Source organism: Alistipes finegoldii DSM 17242 (genome assembly GCF_000265365.1).
GTDB lineage: Bacteria > Bacteroidota > Bacteroidia > Bacteroidales > Rikenellaceae > Alistipes > Alistipes finegoldii.
On sequence record NC_018011.1, the window covers coordinates 1,937,471 to 1,957,452 of the forward strand.

The window sequence follows — 19,982 nt, forward strand, 5'->3', positions numbered from 1 at the left end:
ATGAGACACAATAAGAATTTTAACCACCTTGGCCGTCAGGCGGGACACCGTAAAGCGTTGATGTCGAATATGGCTTCGTCGCTCATCCTGCACAAGCGTATCGAGACCACCGTTGCCAAAGCCAAGGCCGTTCGCCAGTTCATCGAACCGCTGGTGACCAAGTCGAAGGACGACACGACGCACTCGCGCCGTATCGTTTTCTCGTACCTCAAGCAGAAAGAGGCCGTAACCGAGTTGTTCCGCACCATCGCGCCGAAGATCGCCGATCGTCCGGGCGGTTACACCCGCATCCTGAAGACCGGTTTCCGTCTGGGCGACGCTGCCGACATGTGCATCATCGAGTTCGTCGATTTCAACGACGCTTACACGCTGGGCATCGCTCCCGCAGCCGCTGCCGAGGCTAAACCCAAGACGCGCCGTTCGCGCAAACCCGCAGCGAAGAAGACCGACGCTGTCGAGGAGGCTACCGTTGTCGAGGGCGAAGCCAAGAAAGCCGCACCCAAGAAGGCCGCTGCTCCGAAGGCTGCGAAACCGGCCGCTCCCAAAGCGGCCAAGGTTGCCGCTCCGAAGGTTGCCAAGAAGACCAACGTGGGCAAGAAAATGTAGTTTTCCGTTTAATCGGAAAACGATCGGAAAATCCGGATACCCCGATGTGAAGTGCACCCCAAATATTGGACGGATTAGTATTTGTTTAGATGGCATGAGTTCGGTATTGTACCGGGCTCATGTTGTTTAAGTATTTCTTTATCCGCTTGTTATTGTAGTAGTCGATATATTCTTCCAATTCTTTTCGGAAATGGTCTATGGATGAGAATTTTTGCAAATATAATAATTCGGACTTCAATAATCCAAAGAAACTTTCCATAGCAGCGTTATCCAGACAGTTACCCTTGCGCGACATGCTCTGTGTAATACCTTTCTGTCTTAAACGGAGCTGATACTGCTTCATCTGATACTGCCAGCCCTGGTCGGAATGCAAGACAATACCCGGAGAATCCGGTATTCTGGCAAACGCATCGTCCAGCATCTTCATGATCTGCATAAAGTTAGGGCGTTCAGCTATTTTATAGCTAATAATCTCCCGGTTATATAAGTCCATAATCGGCGATAGATATAACTTTACGCCGCAAACCGAAAATTCCGTAAGGTCAGTAACCCACTTCTGATTCGGTTTTTCGGCTGCAAAGTCGCGTTGCAGAAGATTGGGCGCTATCCGTCCGATCTGTCCTTTGTATGAACAGTATTTACGGAGCCTGACCTGACTTTTTATCCCGCAAATATTCATCAGCTTAAGTACGGTTTTGTGATTTATCGCATATCCGATCTTATTCATTTCAACGGTAATGCGCCGATAACCATAACGCCCCTTATGTTCGTGATATAACCTTATAATACTCTCTTTTTCGCGAGCATATTTATCGGGTTGTTTTGATTTTCTGAAGTGATAATAAAATGTGCTTCGCGCCATCCCTGCGGCTTTGAGCAATACTGAAAGCCGGCACTGCGGCCTTAGTCCTTCGATGGCTTGGGCTCTTTCCCGCTCTCGCGGACAATGCGCTCCTCGACTAAGGCCTGCAATTTTTTTAAGTAAGCATTCTCGGCACGAAGATACTCCAGTTCCTTAAGCAACTCTTCGTGCGGAGTCGTTTTGAGTTTGACTTTTTTAGTCTTCGATTTACTCATGGCCGGCCTCCTTCTTTGCGGTTTACGCCGCAGGCCTTCAGCACCTTGGTTTTGATAGAGCCGCTCCCATTGACGAATAACAAAAGGGCCCGGAATGCCGAAATGCACTGCTGTCTCCAGCAAAGATAGATGATTTTGGTGCATATGCTTCAAAACTGACAACTTAAATTCTGCACTGTAGCTACCGTGGCGCAGCTTAAGGCCGGCAAGGCCATGGCGCTCGAATAATGTTACCCACAAGTGAACTTGCGAGCGGCCACAGCCCAAGTGACATCCGGCTTCCCTAACCGAAAGTCCGCCTTCGAGTACCAGTTTTACGGCCTTTAAACGAATCTCATAATTATATTTCATAAAAAACACCCCAAAAGTGTCCAACTTTTGGGGTGCAGTACAATGGGTGTCCGGATTTTTGTCGTTTGTGCGGGTGAATCTGTCGTTTATGCGAAGGATTTGTCGTTTGTGTGAAAGGATTTGTCGTTCGGCGGAAAGATTCGTTGTCGTGCGGGAGGAGTGCGGCGGATGGTTTGTCCGTTACTCCTGCCGGCGGGCGGAAACTTTGCCGGTTCGGAGACATTCCCTTGTCCCTTGTCCGTCCGTCGTCCGTCGTCCGGCTGCCGGGGACCTATTGGCGGTTCAGCCTATGGGTGAAGGCCGGATAGACGAGGCCCGTGTAATTCGCTTTGGCGGATTCGATCGTGGCCGTCGTGCCGTCGTAGGTGTCCGTGAAGGAGACTTCGTAGAGGAAGCAGCCGCGGTAACGGTTGTTTTTCAGCAGTTCGTAATAGAACTCTCCCCAGTCGATCAGACCGCCGGTGTAAGGCTGCAAATGCTTGTCCAGCGTGCCCGATTGCCCTTCGGCGCCGGGATTCTGCTGGATGTGCAGCGTGCCGAGGCGTGTGCCGAGCTTTCGGAGTATGGCGACGGCGTCGCCGTTTTTGGTGGGATTGATATACGACCCGTTCAGCGGAATCAGGGCGTGGCCCGTATCGAGGCAGACGCGCACCTGCTCCAGCCCTTCGCCGCTGAGCAGGGCGAGCGTCGTTTCGGCATCGTAAGCGACGCTCCGGGGACAGTTTTCCACGCAGAGAATCGTGCTCAGGCCGTACGTCGAATTGCAGGAAGCGATGTGGGTCTGCAATTCCCGGAGCGATTTCCGGCTCTGGGCCTTGCGTGCCGCGAAGTCGCTTCCGGTGGTGAGTATCGTGCCGGTCGAGGGGTGGATTACGAAATGCTTGGGCGACATGTGTTTCATGGCGCTGTTTATCACGGTTCTGAGTTTTGCTACGGCCGTCGTGCGGGCCGCTTCGTCGGTCGCCGAGATGTCGTATGTCCCATAGGGCAGATGGACGCCCCACAGGTTTGCCGCGGCGGAGCCGATTGCCGCTCCCGCCTCGGAAAACAGTGCGTCGAGTTTCGCGTCGGTCATTCCTTCGGCGAAGACGGTGGCGTCCTGCGCCATGATGTCGATGCACATGCCGGCCGCCGCGGCGCGTTTGCAGTTGGTCGTGTTGACCTGTTTGAGCGTAATCAGTTTGCCCGGTTTGAGCTGCAGCAGGGAGATGTCGTCGTTCGGGGCGCCCAACGCCGTCGTCGGTTCGACGACCGTGATGCTGCCGTTGCCCTCGCCCGCTCCCGGCTCCTTGTCGTCGGAGCCTCCGCAGTTGCAGAGGAGCGCGACGGCCAGCAGCGGAAGTATCCGCGTTTTTTTCATTTTGCAGGAGGTTGATTGTAAACGATCGGCGGGCGGGGGATTGTCCCTCCGCCCGCCGGATCGTGTGAAAGTGTTCGTTTAGTTTTTCCTGACGACGATGTTGTCCAGACAGATACGGCCGTTGGCGCTGGTAGATCCTGCACCTGTCGTATCCCAGCATATCTGGGTTTCCGCCGTCGCGCCTTCGATGGTTATCGAGAAATTGGACCATTTCTTCAAGGCCTCGTTTCCGTGTTTGGGGCAGTGCGCCGATGTGATATTGATCGACTTGCCGCCGCTTTCCGGAGCGATCGATGCGGCCGAACCGCTGCCTTCGACGACCACTTGCGCCGAAGCGATTGTTCCGGCATTCAGTACTTTGACGGGAATGTCGTGTTCCGATGCAAACCGGACGGCGTCGAATGTGACGGTGACGATCGATGCCGCGGTCAGTTTTGACAGTTTGGGCGTGGTCAGCACTCCGTAATACATATTCGAACCCGAAGCCGAATTGGAGAGACGGACATATCCCGGAAACTCATAACAGTATTTGATGCCCCAATCCGTTAGTCCCCGGTTTGCGAGATAGGCCGGTGCCGCATCCTTGTCGGAACTGATGTTTATGCCGAACGTCGTGTAACTTGCAGTAGCCGTGGCAGGTTCGGTGCCGTCGATGGCCGCAGGACTCGTGGATGCCAGTTTTCTGCCGCTGCTTGCCACTTTCCCCGTCTGGATCCAGTCGCCTCCGTATACCATCAGATCGAAATACTGTTCCAGAATGATCGACGGATCTTCGTTCTCGACGAGTTTCAGGCGATAGCGCGGAGTCTTGTCGGCGTTGGTGCAGTCGATCTCGACGTCTATTTTGCAGGTCGATCCCGAAACATTGACCCAGAATTTATTTATATCAGCATCTTCGGTCTTGGCCGTCATTTGTCCGAGACTTTCCCGCACGTAGTATACGGCCGCCGGGTAGGTGTAGAACGGGACGGTCGCATAAACGCTGTTTACGGTTCCGATGCCGCCGTTGCCGCTGTAAGCGGTGAACCCGTAAGGCGTGTTCTCAATCAGGATGGTGATGTCGTCCGAGGCCTTGCAGGTGATCGCAGCGGTATAGATGCCGGATTCCGACTCTTTGAGTTCGTACAGGCTTCCGTCGGAAGTCCTTGCCCATACGCCCTCCGAAGTGTCGATCAGCTGGAACGGAAGCGTAAGCTCCTCCGAATCCTCCGAATCGGGCAGTTGGCCCTTGGCGTATATGGTAAAGGTGTTTTTCGCTTCCGGATCGAATCCGCTCTTGGTGATTTTCAATACGTCGGCTCCGACTTCGGTCCATTGCGTCTCGTCGTTGAATTTGTAGGCATAGCCGATGGCGCCTTTGACGGCTTGCCATGTGACGACGACCTCGTCTGCGGATTCGCCTCTGGTGCATGACGGGGCCGGGGTCGGAAGCGTCGGGTCGATGTCGAAATCGACGGTGCGTTCGGCCGAGTCGGTCGTGTGTTCCTGATTGCCGACGGCATAGATGCGGAACGTATGCGAACCGCGCGAGAGTCGGGTCAGCTTCAGGGTTGTGGTCGCTGCGTCGATGGTCGTGTATTCGGTGGAGTTGTCCAAAGCATAGGCATAGCCTTCCGCTTTTGCGACGGCATCCCATTTGAAAGAGGCTGTCGCCAACTCGGTCGTAACCGCAAGTTTTTTGGGGCTGACCAGTTCGATGCTCATGATTTCGTCGTCCGACGATTCGCACGAACTCAGGCCGAGCGCCAGAAGCAGGCAGGGGAATAATAATAACTTTTTCATATAGGTTCGGTTCTTAGTCTGTTTTTAATAATCCAGATGATATATGCCGGGATGCGAATCGGGGTCGGTGAAGACCGTCTGTTCGTATTTGTTGCCGAAGCGGTCGATCGCCTCGACCTTTACGTCCGCAGCGGGATTCGTCAGCGTGTAATAGAACATGTGATCCGTGGACTTGTTGTAGCTGCTGCTGTTGTTCAGGATGCCGATGTGATAGGCCACCGTCCATGCGTCCTTGTCCGAATATTGGGTCATGGTGCCGGTTTTCGCGCCGTTTTCATAGACATTGACGGTCCAAGCGGGGTCCCAGTTCCAGATGTTCGCGACGATCTGGCCGGCGTTTTTCTTCGAGAAGTAGTACGAAGCGTCGCCGCCGCCGGTGAATTTGTCGGAACCGCGGTAGAGCCGGATCTGGAACTCTTCGTCGTGCTGCACCGATTTGTAGGTCCACTCCTTCATCGCGGCCCCGTCGATGCGGTAGATGCCGAAGCCGATGGGCGTGCCTTCGGTGCAGACGGTCGAGCGCCACCATGCGCCGCAGGAGGTGCCCGTGATGTGCTCGAAGATCTCCTTGCCGTTCTTGGTGTGGATGTGGTTGATGTTCGAGTGGGTGTGGGCCGACATGATCGTTGCGTATTTGTACTGCGAGAGCAGCTCCAGCACTTCGTCGTAGTAGGCGTAATTGCTGTTGCGGAAGGGAATGTGAACGCACAGGATCACCATTTTATCCTTCGGAACATAGCTCAGGTCCTGCTTCAGCCATTCGTATTGCTCGGCGCTGAAACCGCCGGTGTAACCCGCGCTCTCCTGACATTCGTGGATGATGTTGTCCATCGATACGATATGCACGTCGCCGCGGTTGAACGAATAGTCCACCGGACCGAAGAAGCTTTCGTATTTCGCGCGGGCCTCCTTCTCGTTGGCCGTCGGGAATTCGTGGTCGTGGTTGCCGATGGTCGAGAATACGGGGATTCCCGTCTGTTCGGGCTGCAGGGCCACCACCATGTTGCTGTAGAGCGCCCATTTGTTGTTCACCAAGTCGCCGAGGTGGATGGCGTAGCACGGGATGTCGGCCGAGGAGGAATACTCCCGGATGTCCTTGGCCGCTTCGCGCTTGAACCGGACGGCGTGCGCCGCCTCGTTGATCTGGGGGTCGCCGATGCAGATCAGATCGAACCGGGTTTCGGGAGCGTCCAGCGCCGTCAGCGTGAAGTCGTAGCGGGCGGTTTCCGGTTTGAGTTTGGTGAAGAACTTGGGCAGTTTGTAGGTCTTGTGCATGTTGACCTTGTAGCCCGAAGGCAGGGAGTAGAAGACGAAGCCCGATTCCGCGTTGCGGGTCAGCACATACTGGCCCTCGGCGTCGGTCTGCGTGCAGGTGAAGCCGTCGCTGACGACAACCCCCGGAACGGGGTTGCCGTTTGCGCCCGTGACATATCCGTAGGTGTCGCCGCCGTCGGGAACGATCTCTCCGCCGTTTCCGCCGTTATTGTCATTGCCGTCGCTGTCCGAGCAGGCCGCGAAAACCGCGATCGAGCAGAAGAGAAGCAGCAGTCTGTATAGCCGTTGTATCATAGTGTGTTTGTTTTTATTGTTATTCCTCGATTGAATGGCCGGCATAACCGGGGTTCTGGGTTATCAGCGGATTGGCGATGCGCTCGTCCTCCGGAATGGGCCACAGGGCGTCTTTCATCGGGTCGTAGGACATCGTGATGAATCTGCGCAGGTTCATATCCTTGCCGTCGAACGTCTGGCCATTGTAAGTTACGTGCCAGTCGGAGTCGATCGTCGGTACGGCGTTCGATACCGAACCGTCGAGAGCCGGTGCGTAGAGCGTTCCGGAGATGACCGATTCGGCCATATCCCAGCGGCGGATGTCGAACCAGCGGAAACCCTCATTGCAGAGTTCGACCATACGCTCGTAGCGCAGTGCCGAACGCAGGCCGTCGCGGCTGAGGTTTTCACTGAGACCGGGCATGTGTGCGCGGCTGCGGATCGTTTCGATGTCGGCTTTGGCGACGCTGAGGTCGCCGCCGTTCCACTCGATGTTGGCTTCGGCGCGGATCAGATAGAGCTCGGCCAGACGCATCAGCGGATAGCTCAGCACGCATACCGAGCTGGTGCCGAATGCATTGTTGTATTTGTACTCCTGAATGTCGAGGTATTTGCGCCACAAGTAACCGCACGGGCCTTTCGAACCGTTGGCGCCGTATTCCGATTTGCTGCCGTAGGCTTCCGAGTTTGCGACGTCTACGCCTTCTTCTTTGTCATTGTAGTTCTTGATGGTCTGGGCGGAAGGATTGGTCTCGAACTGCATGCCCAGTACGCGGGAACCCGGACGTACGCAGAAGAGATCGAGACGCGGGTCGCGGTTCTTCCACGGATTCTGGTAATCGAACAGGGGCGATTCCACGATCGACTTGCCGTCCGTGCACTGGATGGCGTCGAGGAAAGCCTGCGTCGGGCTGAAGTAGGAGCAGCCGCCTGCGATACGCGGCGCCGCATAATAGCCGGCATTGTGCTGGTTGCTGGAGATTGCCGTATTGTACTGCAAGGCCCAAATCCATTCGTCGCTGTTCTTGTGACCGTTGATGCCGAACAGGTTGGAGGGAGTGGGTTCGCCCTTCGTGTGGTCTTCGCCGCAGTAGCGGATGTCGTATGCCTGAAGGGAATATCCGCCCTCTTCGGCCAGCTTCAGCGCTTTGTCGGCATAATAGGCCGCCTCTTCGTAATATTTCCAGTTCAGACAGATGCGGGCTTTGAGTCCGTAGGCGCCTGCGCGTCCCAGACGTGCCGATCCGTAGCTGTTCTTGTTGTGGCGGATCGGCAGAAAGTCGAGCATTTCGTCCGCAAGATCTTCGTTGAGAATCCGTGAAATCACCTCCTCTTTCGGCGTGCGCGTGTAGGTGTCGCCCAATTTCAGGGTGTGGTCGATGTAGGGGATGTCGCCGTAAAGCTGGCAGCCCCAGTCGTAGAGGAAGGAGCGGACGAGCAGCAGCTCGGCTTTATACATATTGTACTCCTGCTCGCTCATCAGCTCGCGGACGTTGTCGATGCCGTCCAGTACGAGATTGGCGCGGGCTGCGGTTTTGTAGATTTGGGTGTAGACCTTAGTCACCCATGCGTTCGAAGGCGGGAGTTTCGACTGCTGCTGGTAGTTGTAGTTGGCGGCGTTGATACGCGATGCGCCGATGTCGGAAGCATTGTCCTGAATGCCGGGGAACGGCGTCGAGGATGCGTCGATCAGGGTAAGGCCCTTGTAGGTCGCGAAGACGCCCGCTTCCACCTCCGATTTCGTAGCCGGGAACGTGGACGCATTCGGACCGTTGAGATATGCTTTGTCGAGCGAGCAGCCCGTGATGAAGAGACTGCAGAGCGCTATGCCGGTGATTATTTTGTTTTTCATGGTTGTAATGCGTTAAAATTTGAGTTCGAGTCCGACCGTAACGATCTTTACCTGCGGATAGTTGTTCGCCGAGCCGAGTTTCACGACGTCGAAGTCGCCGCTCGAATCGCCTCCGTAACCCACCTCAGGGTCGTAGCCGTCCCAGAAGTTGGTGACCGTGAAGAGGTTCTGCGCATTGACGTAAAGATAGGCCGAATTGAGACCGATCCGGTGCATCCACGACTTGGGCAGTTCGTAGCCCAGCTGGATGTTCTTCAGACGGAGGTAAGCGGCGCTTTTCATCCAGAACGACGAGTCGTACCAGTTGTTTTTGTTCGCACTCGTCAGACGCGGAGTCTTGCCGTTGGGATTCTCTGCGCTCGCCCAGTCGAGGTGCTCCTTGCGGAACGTACCGCCTTGGTTGCTGGGCATTACGTAATAGGTGTTCAGATAACCGTCCGTTTTGCCGACGCCTTGGAACAGCAGACCCAGACGCAGCCCTTTCCAGCCGAAGTTCAGGTTCAGGCTGTAGGTGTAGCGGGGGATCGTGCTGCCGACGATGTCTTTGTCGTTCTCGTCGATCGAGTTGTTGCCGTCGATGTCGGCATAGCGGATGTCGCCGATCTGGACGGTTTCCTTGAACTGCGGACAGTTGGCGTTGACCCAGTCGGCCTCCTCCTGCGTGCGGATGATGCCGAGGCTTTTCAGCGCATAGATGCTGCCGATGGAATAACCCTCCTGATTGCGCAGCACGCCGCTGGTCGAGGTCTTGCCGCGCATGTCGAGGATTTCGTTCTTGACGTCGGACAGGTTGGCCTGCACGCCGAACGAGAAGTCGCGCCACTGGTTGTTGTAACCTACGCTTACCTCCCAGCCTGTGTTGCGGACCTTACCCGCATTCTGGTAGGGAGCGTTGAGACCGATGCCGAGGGGCATGTCGAGTTTCATCAGAATGTCCTTGGTCTCCTTGCGGTACCAGTCGGCCGTGATGTTGAGCTTGTTGAAAAGCGAGAAATCCACGCCGACGTCGAGCATCGTGGTGGTTTCCCATTTAATGTCGGGGTTGGCCAGCGTGTTGAGGGTGACGAGCGAGTAGATATTGTCGTTCATCGAGATTTGTCCCATCGCGAGGTTCTGCGTGGTGGGATAGTAGCTGGCTGCGTCGCCGCCGGCAAGGTTCTGGTTGCCGAGCGTACCGTACGATGCGCGGAGTTTCAATCCGTCGATTATGTGTTTGACATCCTGCATGAACGGCTCCTCGGAGATACGCCATGCACCCGATACCGAGGGGAAGTAGCCCCAGCGGTTCGATTTGTTGAAGCGCGACGATCCGTCGATACGCAGGTTGGCCTCCAGCAGGTAGCGCTCCTTGTAGTTGTAGTTCAGACGGCCGAAGTAGGACTGTATGGCCCACTCGTAACGGCGGCCGGAGTTGTCCATGTTGTCGATTTCGCCTACGTCGATCTGATCGTAGTTGTAATTGAAGACCTGACGGTAGGCCATCAGGTATTTATAGTCGTACGTGTTGCGCTCGGCGCCGAGAATCAGTTTCAGGTCGTGGCCGCTGAAGTTGTACTTGAGCGTTGCCAGAAAGTTGTAGTTGCCGTAGAAAGCGCGCGAACCCGATTCGGTGAGGGTGGCATAGGACGCGGAGGTCAGCGTGGAGGTGCCTTTGTAGTCCTGATAGGTTGTAACGGGCTTCTTCCAGTTGTGGCGGTTGGTGGTCGTATAGCGCGGCGCCAGCATACCCTGCAGGGAGAGCCATTTTGCAGGCTCGTAGGTCAGCGTGATGGCTCCCGAAAGCCGTATGGTGTTGGTGTTGTTGCTGCCGCCGTAAAGCATCAGGGCTACGGGGTTCATGCCCTGCATTCCCAGACCGTTGTAAAGACCGGTCGAAAATTGGTTGGGAATGTCGGCCGGACGGGTGTTCATGTAGTTGAAGATCGTGCTCTGATAGGGCGAGGCCTTGCGGTCGTCGTTCGAGAACGAAAGGTCGAGTTTCATCGACAGTTTGTCGTTGAACTTGACGTCGGCGTTGTTGCGGAACGTGTAACGCTGGAAGTCCGCATTTTTGATGATGCCTTCCTGATCCACGTATCCCAGCGTGGTGAGCATGCGTACGCGCTCGCTGCCCACGCTGAGCGAAACATTGTGGCTGTGGGTGAAGCCCGAACCGGTCAGCACGGCGTCCTGCCAGTCCGTATTGGGATAAAGATCCGGGTCCTTGCCCCAGTTTTTGCGGTATAGCGCCATATCCTCGTCGTTGTAATCGGGAATGGGGGTGCTGCCCGGCTTTTCGCCGTTGAGGTCCACGCCGTCGTTGAGGTACATGGCGCGTGTCAGCTCGCGGAATTCGAGCGCATTGACCATGTCGGGCAGGTCGGTCGGCGACTGCCAGCCCACATAGCCCTTGTAGGTGATGGAGAACCGCTCCTTCGAACCGCGCTTGGTGGTTACGAGGATCACGCCGTTGGCGGCGCGCGAACCGTAGATGGAGGAGGACGCGGCGTCCTTGAGGATGGAGATGGATTCGATCAGGTTGGGATCGACGCTGTCCAGACTGCCTTCGATGCCGTCGATGAGCACCAGCGGCGAGGTCGAGCTGCCGCCGAAGGAGTTGATGCCGCGGATGCGGATCGCGCCGCCGTCATCGCCCGGTGCGCCCGACTGCGTGGTGACGGTGACGCCCGGAGCCATGCCCTGCAGGGCGGCCGAGGTCGAGACGATCGGGCGTTTGTCGAACGCCTTCGAGTCGATGGTGGCCACCGAACCCGTCACGTTCACCTTTTTCTGGGTGCCGTAGCCCACGACGATGACTTCGTCGATCTGCGCATTGTCGCTTTCGAGCCGGATGTCGTAATCGGTCTTGGTGGTTACTTCGACCGAAGTCTCCTTGTAGCCGATGTAGGAGACGGAGAGCCGCTGGCCGGGAGCCGCCGCAATGGCGAACTTACCGTTTGCATCGGTCGTGGTACCCCCCCCCGGCTGAGTGCCTGTAATGACGATCACGGTAGCTCCTACGAGAGGCATGCCGTCCGCGTCGGTGACTGTTCCGCGGACTGTCGTCTGGGCGTGCACGGCCACACTCAGGCAGCATGCGATGACCGCTGCCAACAGTTTTGTTAAGGTGCGTAGCTGTTTTTTCATAGTTGGTGAAATTAGTAAAATTTTAAGGTCTTTGGTCTTGGGATAAAACACCACGGGGCAGACGCGATGCGCCTGTCCGTCGGAAGGAATCCGGGTTATTGGCCCGAAAAGGCCGGAAATTCAGGGTTCATAATGCGATGTCGTTTGTCTTGGTTGTGTGTGCGGGTGTTTTCTCTTTGTTGTCTGAATTATGGGTGTAGTTTCTTTTTGTTGTTGTAAGGTATTCTTTAGGCGAAAGGCGCGCTCGAAAGAAAATGCGCGTCGGATTATGCGGAAATTCCGAGTCCGATACTTATTCGGGGCGATTTCCGTTTGTTGTATAAAATATAGGTATAAGGCCGGCGCATTGAAAAAGGGTTGTCGGAGGTTTTCGCCGCATGAGCTTCGGAGAAACCGCCCGGATTACAGCGAAATGCCCGGTCCGCCGGATATGCCGTCCGGAAAACGGAACGTCCGTTTGCCCGGCAGGCAGAGGATGAGGTCATCGCTGTAAAGTTAGTCATTATTTGCTTTTATTTGTTTTTCTTATCTTTTTCAGGGGTGAATTTATATTTATTTTTTTGTATTTGCAAAATTTCTTGTTGAAAATTTTCTTTTTGTAGCAATATTTTAATATATTCGCAAAGTCAAGTAAGGGATTTTGCTCTCTTTTACCTTTCGTTTAGCGACGATTTGCACTGAAAATAAGCTATAATGGAACACCTGTACGTTATTGGAATAGACTACGGCACCGACTCGGTGCGGGCGCTGCTGGCCGATGCAGAGTCCGGCGAAGGGATCGCCGTCGCCGTTTGTAATTACTCCCGCTGGGGCCGGGGATTGTACTGCGACACCGCGAAATCGCAGTTTCGCCAGCACCCGCTGGATTATCTGGAGGGGCTGGAGCAGGTGCTGCGGCAGGTCATTGCGCAGTGTCCTGCGCCGGAGGCGATACGCGCCATCGCCGTGGATACGACCGCCAGCACGCCGTGTCTGGTCGATCGCACCTGCACGCCGCTGTCGCTGACGGCGGGTTATGAGGAGAATCCCGATGCGATGTTCGTTTTGTGGAAGGACCACACGGCGCAGCGGGAGTCGGAGGAGATCACCGCCCTCTGCGCCCGCGGCGAAATCAATTACGCCCGCCGTTCGGGCAACCACTATTCGTCGGAGTGTTTCTGGTCGAAGGTCCTGCACCTGCTGCGGGGTTCCGAACGGCTGCGCCGCGATGCGTGGGCCGTCGTCGAGCTGTGCGACTGGATTCCGGCCGTGCTGACCGGCTGCCGCGCTATGGAGGATTTGCGGTCGGGGCTTTGCGCCGCCGGGTCGAAGGTGATGTGGGCCGAAGAGTGGGGCGGCTATCCGCCCGAAGAGTTCTTCGCCGGACTCGACCCCGTCCTGCTGCCTATCCTGCTGCCTATCCTGCGGCGCCTGCCCGTCAGGACGTACGGCTGCGACACTCCTGCAGGTACGCTCAGCCCCGAATGGGCGGCGAAACTGGGGCTGTCGGAGCAGGTGGTCATCGGAGTGGGGAATGTCGATTGCCATTCGGGCGCCGTCGGCGCGGGCATCTGTCACGGGACCGTGGTGCTGAATCTGGGCACGTCGGCCTGCTACATGGCCGTCATGCCGCCCGAAAAGATGGGCGACCGGATGGTCGAAGGTATTTTCGGTCAGGTGGACGGCTCGATACTTCCCGGCATGGTCGGATTCGAAGCGGGCATGTCGGCCTTCGGCGACGTGTACGCGTGGTTCAAGCGCCTGCTCTGCTGGCCGCTGCGCGAAGTGCTGCTGCCGGCCGATCCTGAGAACGAGACGCTCCGCGCACTGGCCGCGCAGACCGAAGAGCGGTTGCTGGCCAAACTGGCCGAAGCCGCCGCGCAGCTGCCCCTGCGGGCCGATGCGCCGCTGGCGACCGATTATCTGAACGGCCGCCGTTCGCCCTATCCCTGCAACCGGCTGACCGGTTCGGTCGTGGGGCTGAACCTCTCGGCGACCGCACCGGAGCTTTATTACGCCTTTGCCGAGGCGACGGTTTTCGCGACGAAGGCCATACTCGACCATCTGGCGGAGAACGGCGTGGAGATCGGACGGCTGGTGGGCATCGGCGGCATTTCGCAGAAATCCCCCTTTGTCATGCAGCTGCTCGCCGATGTGACGGGCATGGCGATCGAAGTCTCCGGCAGCGCGCACTCCTGCGCGCTCGGCGCCGTGGTCCATGCGGCCGCCGCCGCGGGACTCTATCCGTCGGTCGGTGCGGCGCAGCGGGCGCTCTGTCCGTCCGTCGCCCGTGTTTACACGCCCGACGCCGCGAAGTCCGGCATATTGGCGCTCCGCTATGAGCGTTACCGCGCCTTGGGCGCTTTCACCGAGAACCTTTTTATAAACCGATAAGACAAAAGAAACCCGAATGAATTTACTTCAAAACCCGAACAAGCGTCGTTGGTATATTGTGGCGACGATTTTCGTCGCAATCATCTGCAACTACCTCGACCGCCAGCTGCTGTCGATCCTCAAACCCGAAATCCTGACCCATTTCGGCATCGAAGACCTCCAGTACGCGTGGATCGTCAACGTATTCCTGATCTGTTACGCCATCATGTATCCCATATCGGGCATTCTGGTGGACCGCTTCGGGTCGAAGAAGGTGATGCTGGGTGGTATCGTCGCATGGTCGTTGGCCTGCATCGGCGGCGGCCTTTCGACCAACGTCGTCGAATTCACCATCTGCCGCGGCATCCTCGGACTGGCCGAGCCGACGATCTTCGCCGGACAGATCGTGGCCGTCACGCTCTGGTTCGAGAAACGCCACCGCGCCACGGCCAACAGTCTCTGTACGGCGGGCGGTTCGCTGGGAACGGTCATCGCGCCGCTGGTCATCGCGTGGATGGCCCGGTTCCTGCCGTGGCACGACGTCTTCATCGTGGCCGGTCTGGTAGGTCTGGTGATCGCCGTGGCATGGGCGTTGATCTATAAGAATCCGCCGCAGGAGGTGCTGGCCGTCACGATGGCCCCCGACAAGGACGAAGTCGCGCGGAACAACGGCGAACAGCAGCGGGCCTTCACGTGGGGCGAGCTGTGGACGACGCGCTCGCTCTGGGGCGTGCTGCTGATCCGTCTGATCAGCGACCCCGTCTGGTATTTCTGCTGCTTCTGGCTGCCGGGATACCTGCGCAGCATGGGCGAAGCGCAGGGGCTCTCGCAGCAGGCTACGCTCGACATGATTCAGTATATCGGCGGACTGCCGTTCCTGTTCGGCGCCGTCGGCGGCATCCTCACCTCGGTCTGGTCCGACTGGCTCGTGCGCCGCGGCATGCCGGCGCTGAAGGCCCGCAAGACGATGATGATCCTCATGGCCTTCGTGGCGCCGCTGTGCATCCTCACGCCCTATGTGAGCGAGTGGCAGGCCGTGTCGTTCGATGCGCGCATCGGACTTGTGGTGGCGATCTTCAGCCTGATCGCGATCATGTGCCTGAGCTGGCTCTACACGATCTGCGTGGTCATCGCCGAGGCATTCCCCGTGAAGAACGTCGCCAGCGTGGTCGGCATCACGGCCGGCGCGGGAGCCGTGGGCGGCGCGGTGTTCAACATTTTCATCGGTTCGCTGCTGGCGACGATGGGCAACGTGCTGTTCGCCGTCATGGGCGTGATGCACCTCGTAACGGCCGTTATCCTGTGGCGCATGGTACGCCACGAAACTCCGAAAACCGTAAAATAAACCTAAAACATTGCAAATATGGCAAATCAGAAAACAACGATTACGGAACCCCAGCGGGAGATTCCGGTTCGCGCCGAGGTGGACGTGCTCGTCGTGGGCGGCGGCCCTGCGGGCATCATGGCCGCACGTGCGGCGGCAGGCAAGGGCCTGCGCGTCATGCTGATCGAAAGCCGCGGCTATCTGGGCGGCAACCTGACCATCGGTCTGCCGATTCTGGGCTACCTCGGACGCAAGGGCAACCAGATTATCAAAGGACTGCCCCAGCTCTTCATCGACCGCCTGCGTGCGCGGGGCGCCGCCGGCGAACACCGTCCCTGCAAGCTCCATGTGAGCCTGACGATCATCGACCCCGAAGAGGCGAAGACCGTGGCGCTGGAGATGCTGCAGGAGGTCGGCGTCGAAGTGCTGTTGTACGTATTCTGCGCCGACGTCGTTAAAAACGGCGATGCCGTCGAAGGCGTCGTCATCGAGAGCAAGGCGGGACGCGAGGCGATCCTCGCCAAGACGGTCATCGACTGTACGGGCGACGGCGACGTGGCCTGCCGTGCGGGCGTCGAGTGCCGCAAGGGCGATGCCGACGGCGGCATGCAGCCTCCGACGCTGATGTTCTGCATGAAGGGCGTCGATGTGCAGAAGCTGCGCGATGCGCTGGTCAGCCAGCCCGATGTCTTCGACATGGACACCATGCCCGCCGAGCAGTTCCGGACCGGAAAATTCATCACCGTCGGCCTGCGCAACCAGATCCGCAAGGCCGAAGAGGCGGGGTATAAGATTCCCGTGGCGCGTACGATCCTCATTACCGGCATCAAGGACGACGAAATCTGGGTGAACATGTCGCGCGTGAGCGGCGTCGATTCGACCAAGCCGGAAAGCTATACGCACGGCGAGGTGGAGGGCCGCAAGCAGATTTACGAGCTGGAACGCTACCTGAAGAACTTCGTTCCCGGCTTCGAGAACGCATGGCGCGAGAAGGTGGCTCCCTTCATGGGCATCCGCGAAAGCCGCGTGATCGTCGGAAAATATATCCTGACGGCCGAAGATATCCTCGCCTGCCGCCGCTTCGACGACGCGGTCGCCGTGGCCAGCTATCCGGTGGATATCCACCACGCCACGGGCGGCGACTGCACGCTCCATTGGTGCGAGGACTGCTATGACATTCCCTATCGTTCGCTCGTGCCCGCCGCGGTCGAGAACCTGCTGGTTGCGGGCCGCTGCTCGTCGATGAACCACGAAGCGATGGCTTCGACGCGCGTGATGTCCACCTGCATGGCGCTGGGCGAAGCCGCCGGACGTGCGGCGCGCATCGCGCTCGAAGAGGGCGTACGCCCCTCGGCGGTCGATGTGGAGAAGGTGCGGGAAGAACTGCGCCAGACCGGTGCATACCTGCGTTGATACGGTTTTTTGGTTAGATAATGTTTAAACCGGGTAAGCCTGTGGCGGGTCGGATTCCGCCCGCTGCAGCGCTTGCTTTTAAGACTTGAACCGATGAAGAAGAGCTTTATGCTTTGTCTGGCAGGCTGTCTTGCGGCCTGCGTTACGGCGGTCTCCGCAACTGCGGCGCGTCCGGCGTCCGGGCAGCCGGTGACCCGCATCATGACCTGCAACGTCCGCATCACGGGACTGCCCGAAGACGAGACCGCAGGACGCCGCTGGGAGGACCGCCGCGAGGTCTGCCTGAAGGCGATCCGCATGTACAGACCCGATGTGATCTGCATGCAGGAGGTGATTTACGATTCGTATAATTATTTCAAGGAGAAATTCTCGGATTATGTCGCTTACGGATTCGCAGGTCCGGAGATGGATCCCTATACCGAAGGTTATCACTTTATCGGCAAGAACGTGATTTTCTTCAGCAAAAAGCGTTACGAGTTCGTCTCGTCGGGCTGCTACTGGCTGTCGGAAACCCCGCTTGCCGCGGGCAGCTGTTCGTGGAACACGATGCGCGCCCGCCACTGCAACTGGGTGCGCCTGCGCGACCGGAAGAGCGGCGCGGAGTTCCGCGTGCTGGACATCCACCTCGACCACAAGTCGGACGATGCGCGGCGCGAGCAGATGAAGATGATCGTCGGGGAGTGCGCGCAGTATGCCGACGGCTTCCCGCAGATCATCTGCGGCGATTTCAATTCGGGAATCGAGAATGCACCCGTCGCGTGCCTGCGTGACGCCGGGTGGCAGGAGGCGTACGAGGCCGTACATGGTCCCGGCGAAGCCGGCTTTACCTACCACGGGTTCAAAGGCCCGGATTACAGGAAAAAGAACGCGCGCCGCATCGACTTTATCTTCGTGCGCGGCAACCTGCAACCCGTTGCGGCGGAGATTCTCCGCGACAAGGTCGATGGTCTGTACCCCAGCGACCACTACTTTCTGATGTCCGATTTTATCATTCAGTAACCGAACGAAAAACAGATGAGATTTACAAAACTATTCGCGGCCGTTCTCTGCTCCCTCGCGGCGCTGGCCGCTTCGGGACAGAACCTCCGGGACGAAATAGCTGCAAATCCCGGCAAGTCCGGCGGCGTATATTATGTCTACACCTACGACAATCCCGTGCTGACGCCTGCGCCGAAGGGTTATAAGCCGTTTTATATCAGTCACTACGGCCGGCACGGTTCGCGCTGGCTGCTGCACGACAGCGAATACGACGAGGTGATGGCCGTTTTCCGGGCCGCCGACGCCGCGAATGCGTTTACCGAGCGGGGACGCGAGGTCTACGGCCGGGTGAAGCGCGTCTACGACGACGGCATCGACCGGGGCGGCGATCTTTCGCCCCTCGGCGCCGAGCAGCACCGGGAGATCGCCGCGCGCATGTACCGCAATTTCCCCGAAGTATTCCGCTCCGGCGCGGTCGTCGATGCGCAGGCGACCCTCGTGGTGCGGTGCGTGCTGAGCATGGCGGCTTTCTGCGAGCGGCTCAAGGAGCTTAATCCCCGTCTGGAGGTGTCGCGCACGGCGGGCCGCAGGACGACGCGCTACCTCAATTTCTACAGCAAGCCGACCAATCCGACGCTCAGCCGGGAGTACCTCGACTTCATCGACAAGGGCGGTTGGCAGGAGGAGTACGAGCGGATCGGGGATCGGTTCGTGCGTCCCGGCCGGCTGATGTCGGAGCTGTTCGCCGACGGGGAGTTCGTGCGGACGATCGACGCGCAGAAGCTGATGAAGGGCCTTTTCTATTTCGCCGCCGACATGCAGAACGTCGGTCTGGGGATTTCGTTTTACGACCTCTTTACCACCGACGAGCTTTACGGGCTGAACGTGTACGACAACTATAAGTATTACGTGATCCGCGGCCCTTCGCCGCTCAACAGGCGTTTTCCGCAGTATTATGCCAAGGCGCTGCTGGAGGATTTCCTCACGCGCGCCGACCGGGCCGTGGAGGGCGGCGCGGTTTCGGCCGACCTGCGGTTCGGCCACGACGGCAACCTGATGACGTTCGTGTCGCTGCTGCAGTTCGAGGGGTGCGACGTCGTGGAGAGCGATCCCGAAAAGATCGCCCAAGCGTGGCCCTTGTACAGGATTACGCCGATGGCGGCCAATATCCAGCTGGTTTTCTACCGTAAGAAAGCTGCGGACGACGTGCTGGTGAAATTCCTCTACAACGAACGCGAGGTGCGGATTCCCGTCGCAAGCGATCTGGCGCCTTACTACCGCTGGAACGACGTGCGCGACTTCTACCGGAACGTAATGGAGAACCTGCCCGATCCGGCCGCGAAATAGCCTGCGCCGTTTCGGGGCGGGACGCTCCGGGACGATATGAAAAAAGCTCTTCCATTACTGGAAGAGCTTTTTGTTTGCGGTCGGGGCCGCTTATTTCGCAAAGCCTTTGCCGATGCCGAGGAAGTCCTCCGCCTTGAGGGCTGCGCCGCCGATCAGACCGCCGTCCACGTCCTCCTTTGCGAAGATTTCCGCCGCGTTCGAGGGCTTGCACGAACCGCCGTACAGGATCGCCGTCTCTTCGGCTGCTGCGCCGAACTTCTCGGCCAGCACCTTGCGGATGTAGGCGTGGATCTCCTGCGCCTGCTCGGCCGTTGCGGTCTTGCCCGTGCCGATGGCCCAAACGGGTTCGTATGCGATCACGAGCTCCTTGTACTGCTCGGCGGTGAGGTTGTAGACGACCTCTTCGATCTGCGCCTTCACCACGTCGAAGTGCTTGCCGGCTTCACGCTCTTCGAGGTTCTCGCCCACGCAGTAGATCGGCGTCAGGCCGTTTGCGTAAGCCTGCGCCATCTTCTTGTTGAGCGTCTCGGAAGTCTCGCCGTAGTACTGGCGGCGCTCCGAGTGGCCGAGGATCACGTACTTGCAGCCCAGCGCCGCGATCATCGAAGCGGCGATCTCGCCCGTGTAGGCGCCTTTGGCTTCGGCTGCGCAGTTCTGCGCGCCGAGTGCGACGTCCGAACCCTTGAGCGCTTCGGCAACCGTCGAGAGGTGCGTAAACGGAGGGCATACGATGAAATTAACGCACGAGCATACTTCGCCGCGGCCTGCGACGATGTTCTTGGCCAGTTCTACACCTTCGGCGGGAAGCGTGTTCATCTTCCAGTTGCCGGCAACAATTTTCTTTCTCATATTCGGTTTGTTTTTAT

At 58.1% G+C, this 19,982-nt stretch carries 14 protein-coding genes; 6 read left to right on the top strand and 8 right to left on the bottom strand.

Annotated features, from left to right (window positions below):
* Nucleotides 1–606 carry a 50S ribosomal protein L17 gene (rplQ, locus tag ALFI_RS08495; RefSeq protein WP_009597587.1) on the top strand — a complete coding sequence of 202 codons (606 nt, stop codon included), beginning with the start codon at nucleotides 1–3 and terminating at the stop codon, nucleotides 604–606.
* Nucleotides 607–691: 85 nt separating this feature from the next.
* Here rplQ and ALFI_RS08500 read toward each other — a convergent pair whose 3' ends face one another.
* The 7 genes from ALFI_RS08500 to ALFI_RS08530 form a co-directional block, all read right to left on the bottom strand.
* On the bottom strand, nucleotides 692–1,579 hold the full coding sequence (locus tag ALFI_RS08500) for an IS3 family transposase (protein WP_117615371.1): 888 nt from the start codon (nucleotides 1,577–1,579) through the stop codon (nucleotides 692–694).
* Nucleotides 1,510–2,034 carry a helix-turn-helix domain-containing protein gene (locus ALFI_RS08505; protein ID WP_032558195.1) on the bottom strand — a complete coding sequence of 175 codons (525 nt, stop codon included), beginning with the start codon at nucleotides 2,032–2,034 and terminating at the stop codon, nucleotides 1,510–1,512. Before ALFI_RS08505 ends, ALFI_RS08500 begins: the two co-directional genes overlap by 70 nt.
* Before the next feature lie 271 nt (nucleotides 2,035–2,305).
* Complete coding sequence (locus tag ALFI_RS08510) at nucleotides 2,306–3,394, bottom strand: sugar phosphate isomerase/epimerase family protein (RefSeq protein ID WP_014775496.1); 1,089 nt, start codon at nucleotides 3,392–3,394, stop codon at nucleotides 2,306–2,308.
* A 78-nt stretch (nucleotides 3,395–3,472) separates the two neighbouring features.
* Nucleotides 3,473–5,176, bottom strand: a complete 1,704-nt coding sequence (locus ALFI_RS08515; RefSeq protein WP_009597174.1) for a hypothetical protein — start codon at nucleotides 5,174–5,176, stop codon at nucleotides 3,473–3,475.
* A gap of 24 nt (nucleotides 5,177–5,200) precedes the next feature.
* Nucleotides 5,201–6,745, bottom strand: a complete 1,545-nt coding sequence (locus tag ALFI_RS08520; protein WP_014775497.1) for a calcineurin-like phosphoesterase C-terminal domain-containing protein — start codon at nucleotides 6,743–6,745, stop codon at nucleotides 5,201–5,203.
* A 19-nt stretch (nucleotides 6,746–6,764) separates the two neighbouring features.
* Nucleotides 6,765–8,576, bottom strand: coding sequence for a RagB/SusD family nutrient uptake outer membrane protein (locus tag ALFI_RS08525; RefSeq protein ID WP_009597203.1), 1,812 nt, complete (start codon nucleotides 8,574–8,576; stop codon nucleotides 6,765–6,767).
* 12 nt (nucleotides 8,577–8,588) lie between these two features.
* Entirely contained in the window at nucleotides 8,589–11,702 is a 3,114-nt protein-coding gene (locus ALFI_RS08530) for a SusC/RagA family TonB-linked outer membrane protein (protein WP_014775498.1), read from the bottom strand.
* Between the two features lie 693 nt (nucleotides 11,703–12,395).
* On the opposite strand from ALFI_RS08530, the gene ALFI_RS08535 reads away from it, so the two are divergent.
* The 5 genes from ALFI_RS08535 (at nucleotide 12,396) to ALFI_RS08555 (ending at nucleotide 19,116) form a co-directional block, all read left to right on the top strand.
* Nucleotides 12,396–14,075: a ribulokinase gene (locus ALFI_RS08535; protein ID WP_014775500.1), complete on the top strand. Its 1,680-nt coding sequence runs from the start codon at nucleotides 12,396–12,398 to the stop codon at nucleotides 14,073–14,075.
* Between the two features lie 16 nt (nucleotides 14,076–14,091).
* Nucleotides 14,092–15,399 carry an MFS transporter gene (locus tag ALFI_RS08540; RefSeq protein ID WP_009597242.1) on the top strand — a complete coding sequence of 436 codons (1,308 nt, stop codon included), beginning with the start codon at nucleotides 14,092–14,094 and terminating at the stop codon, nucleotides 15,397–15,399.
* 18 nt (nucleotides 15,400–15,417) lie between these two features.
* Nucleotides 15,418–16,791: an FAD-dependent oxidoreductase gene (locus ALFI_RS08545; protein WP_014775501.1), complete on the top strand. Its 1,374-nt coding sequence runs from the start codon at nucleotides 15,418–15,420 to the stop codon at nucleotides 16,789–16,791.
* Between the two features lie 93 nt (nucleotides 16,792–16,884).
* A complete protein-coding gene (locus ALFI_RS08550; RefSeq protein WP_244264953.1) occupies nucleotides 16,885–17,790 on the top strand; it encodes an endonuclease/exonuclease/phosphatase family protein in 906 nt (301 codons plus the stop codon).
* Between the two features lie 15 nt (nucleotides 17,791–17,805).
* Entirely contained in the window at nucleotides 17,806–19,116 is a 1,311-nt protein-coding gene (locus ALFI_RS08555) for a histidine phosphatase family protein (RefSeq protein WP_014775503.1), read from the top strand.
* Nucleotides 19,117–19,206: 90 nt separating this feature from the next.
* Here ALFI_RS08555 and tpiA read toward each other — a convergent pair whose 3' ends face one another.
* Nucleotides 19,207–19,965 carry a triose-phosphate isomerase gene (gene tpiA, locus ALFI_RS08560; protein WP_014775504.1) on the bottom strand — a complete coding sequence of 253 codons (759 nt, stop codon included), beginning with the start codon at nucleotides 19,963–19,965 and terminating at the stop codon, nucleotides 19,207–19,209.
* Nucleotides 19,966–19,982 lie beyond the last annotated feature (17 nt).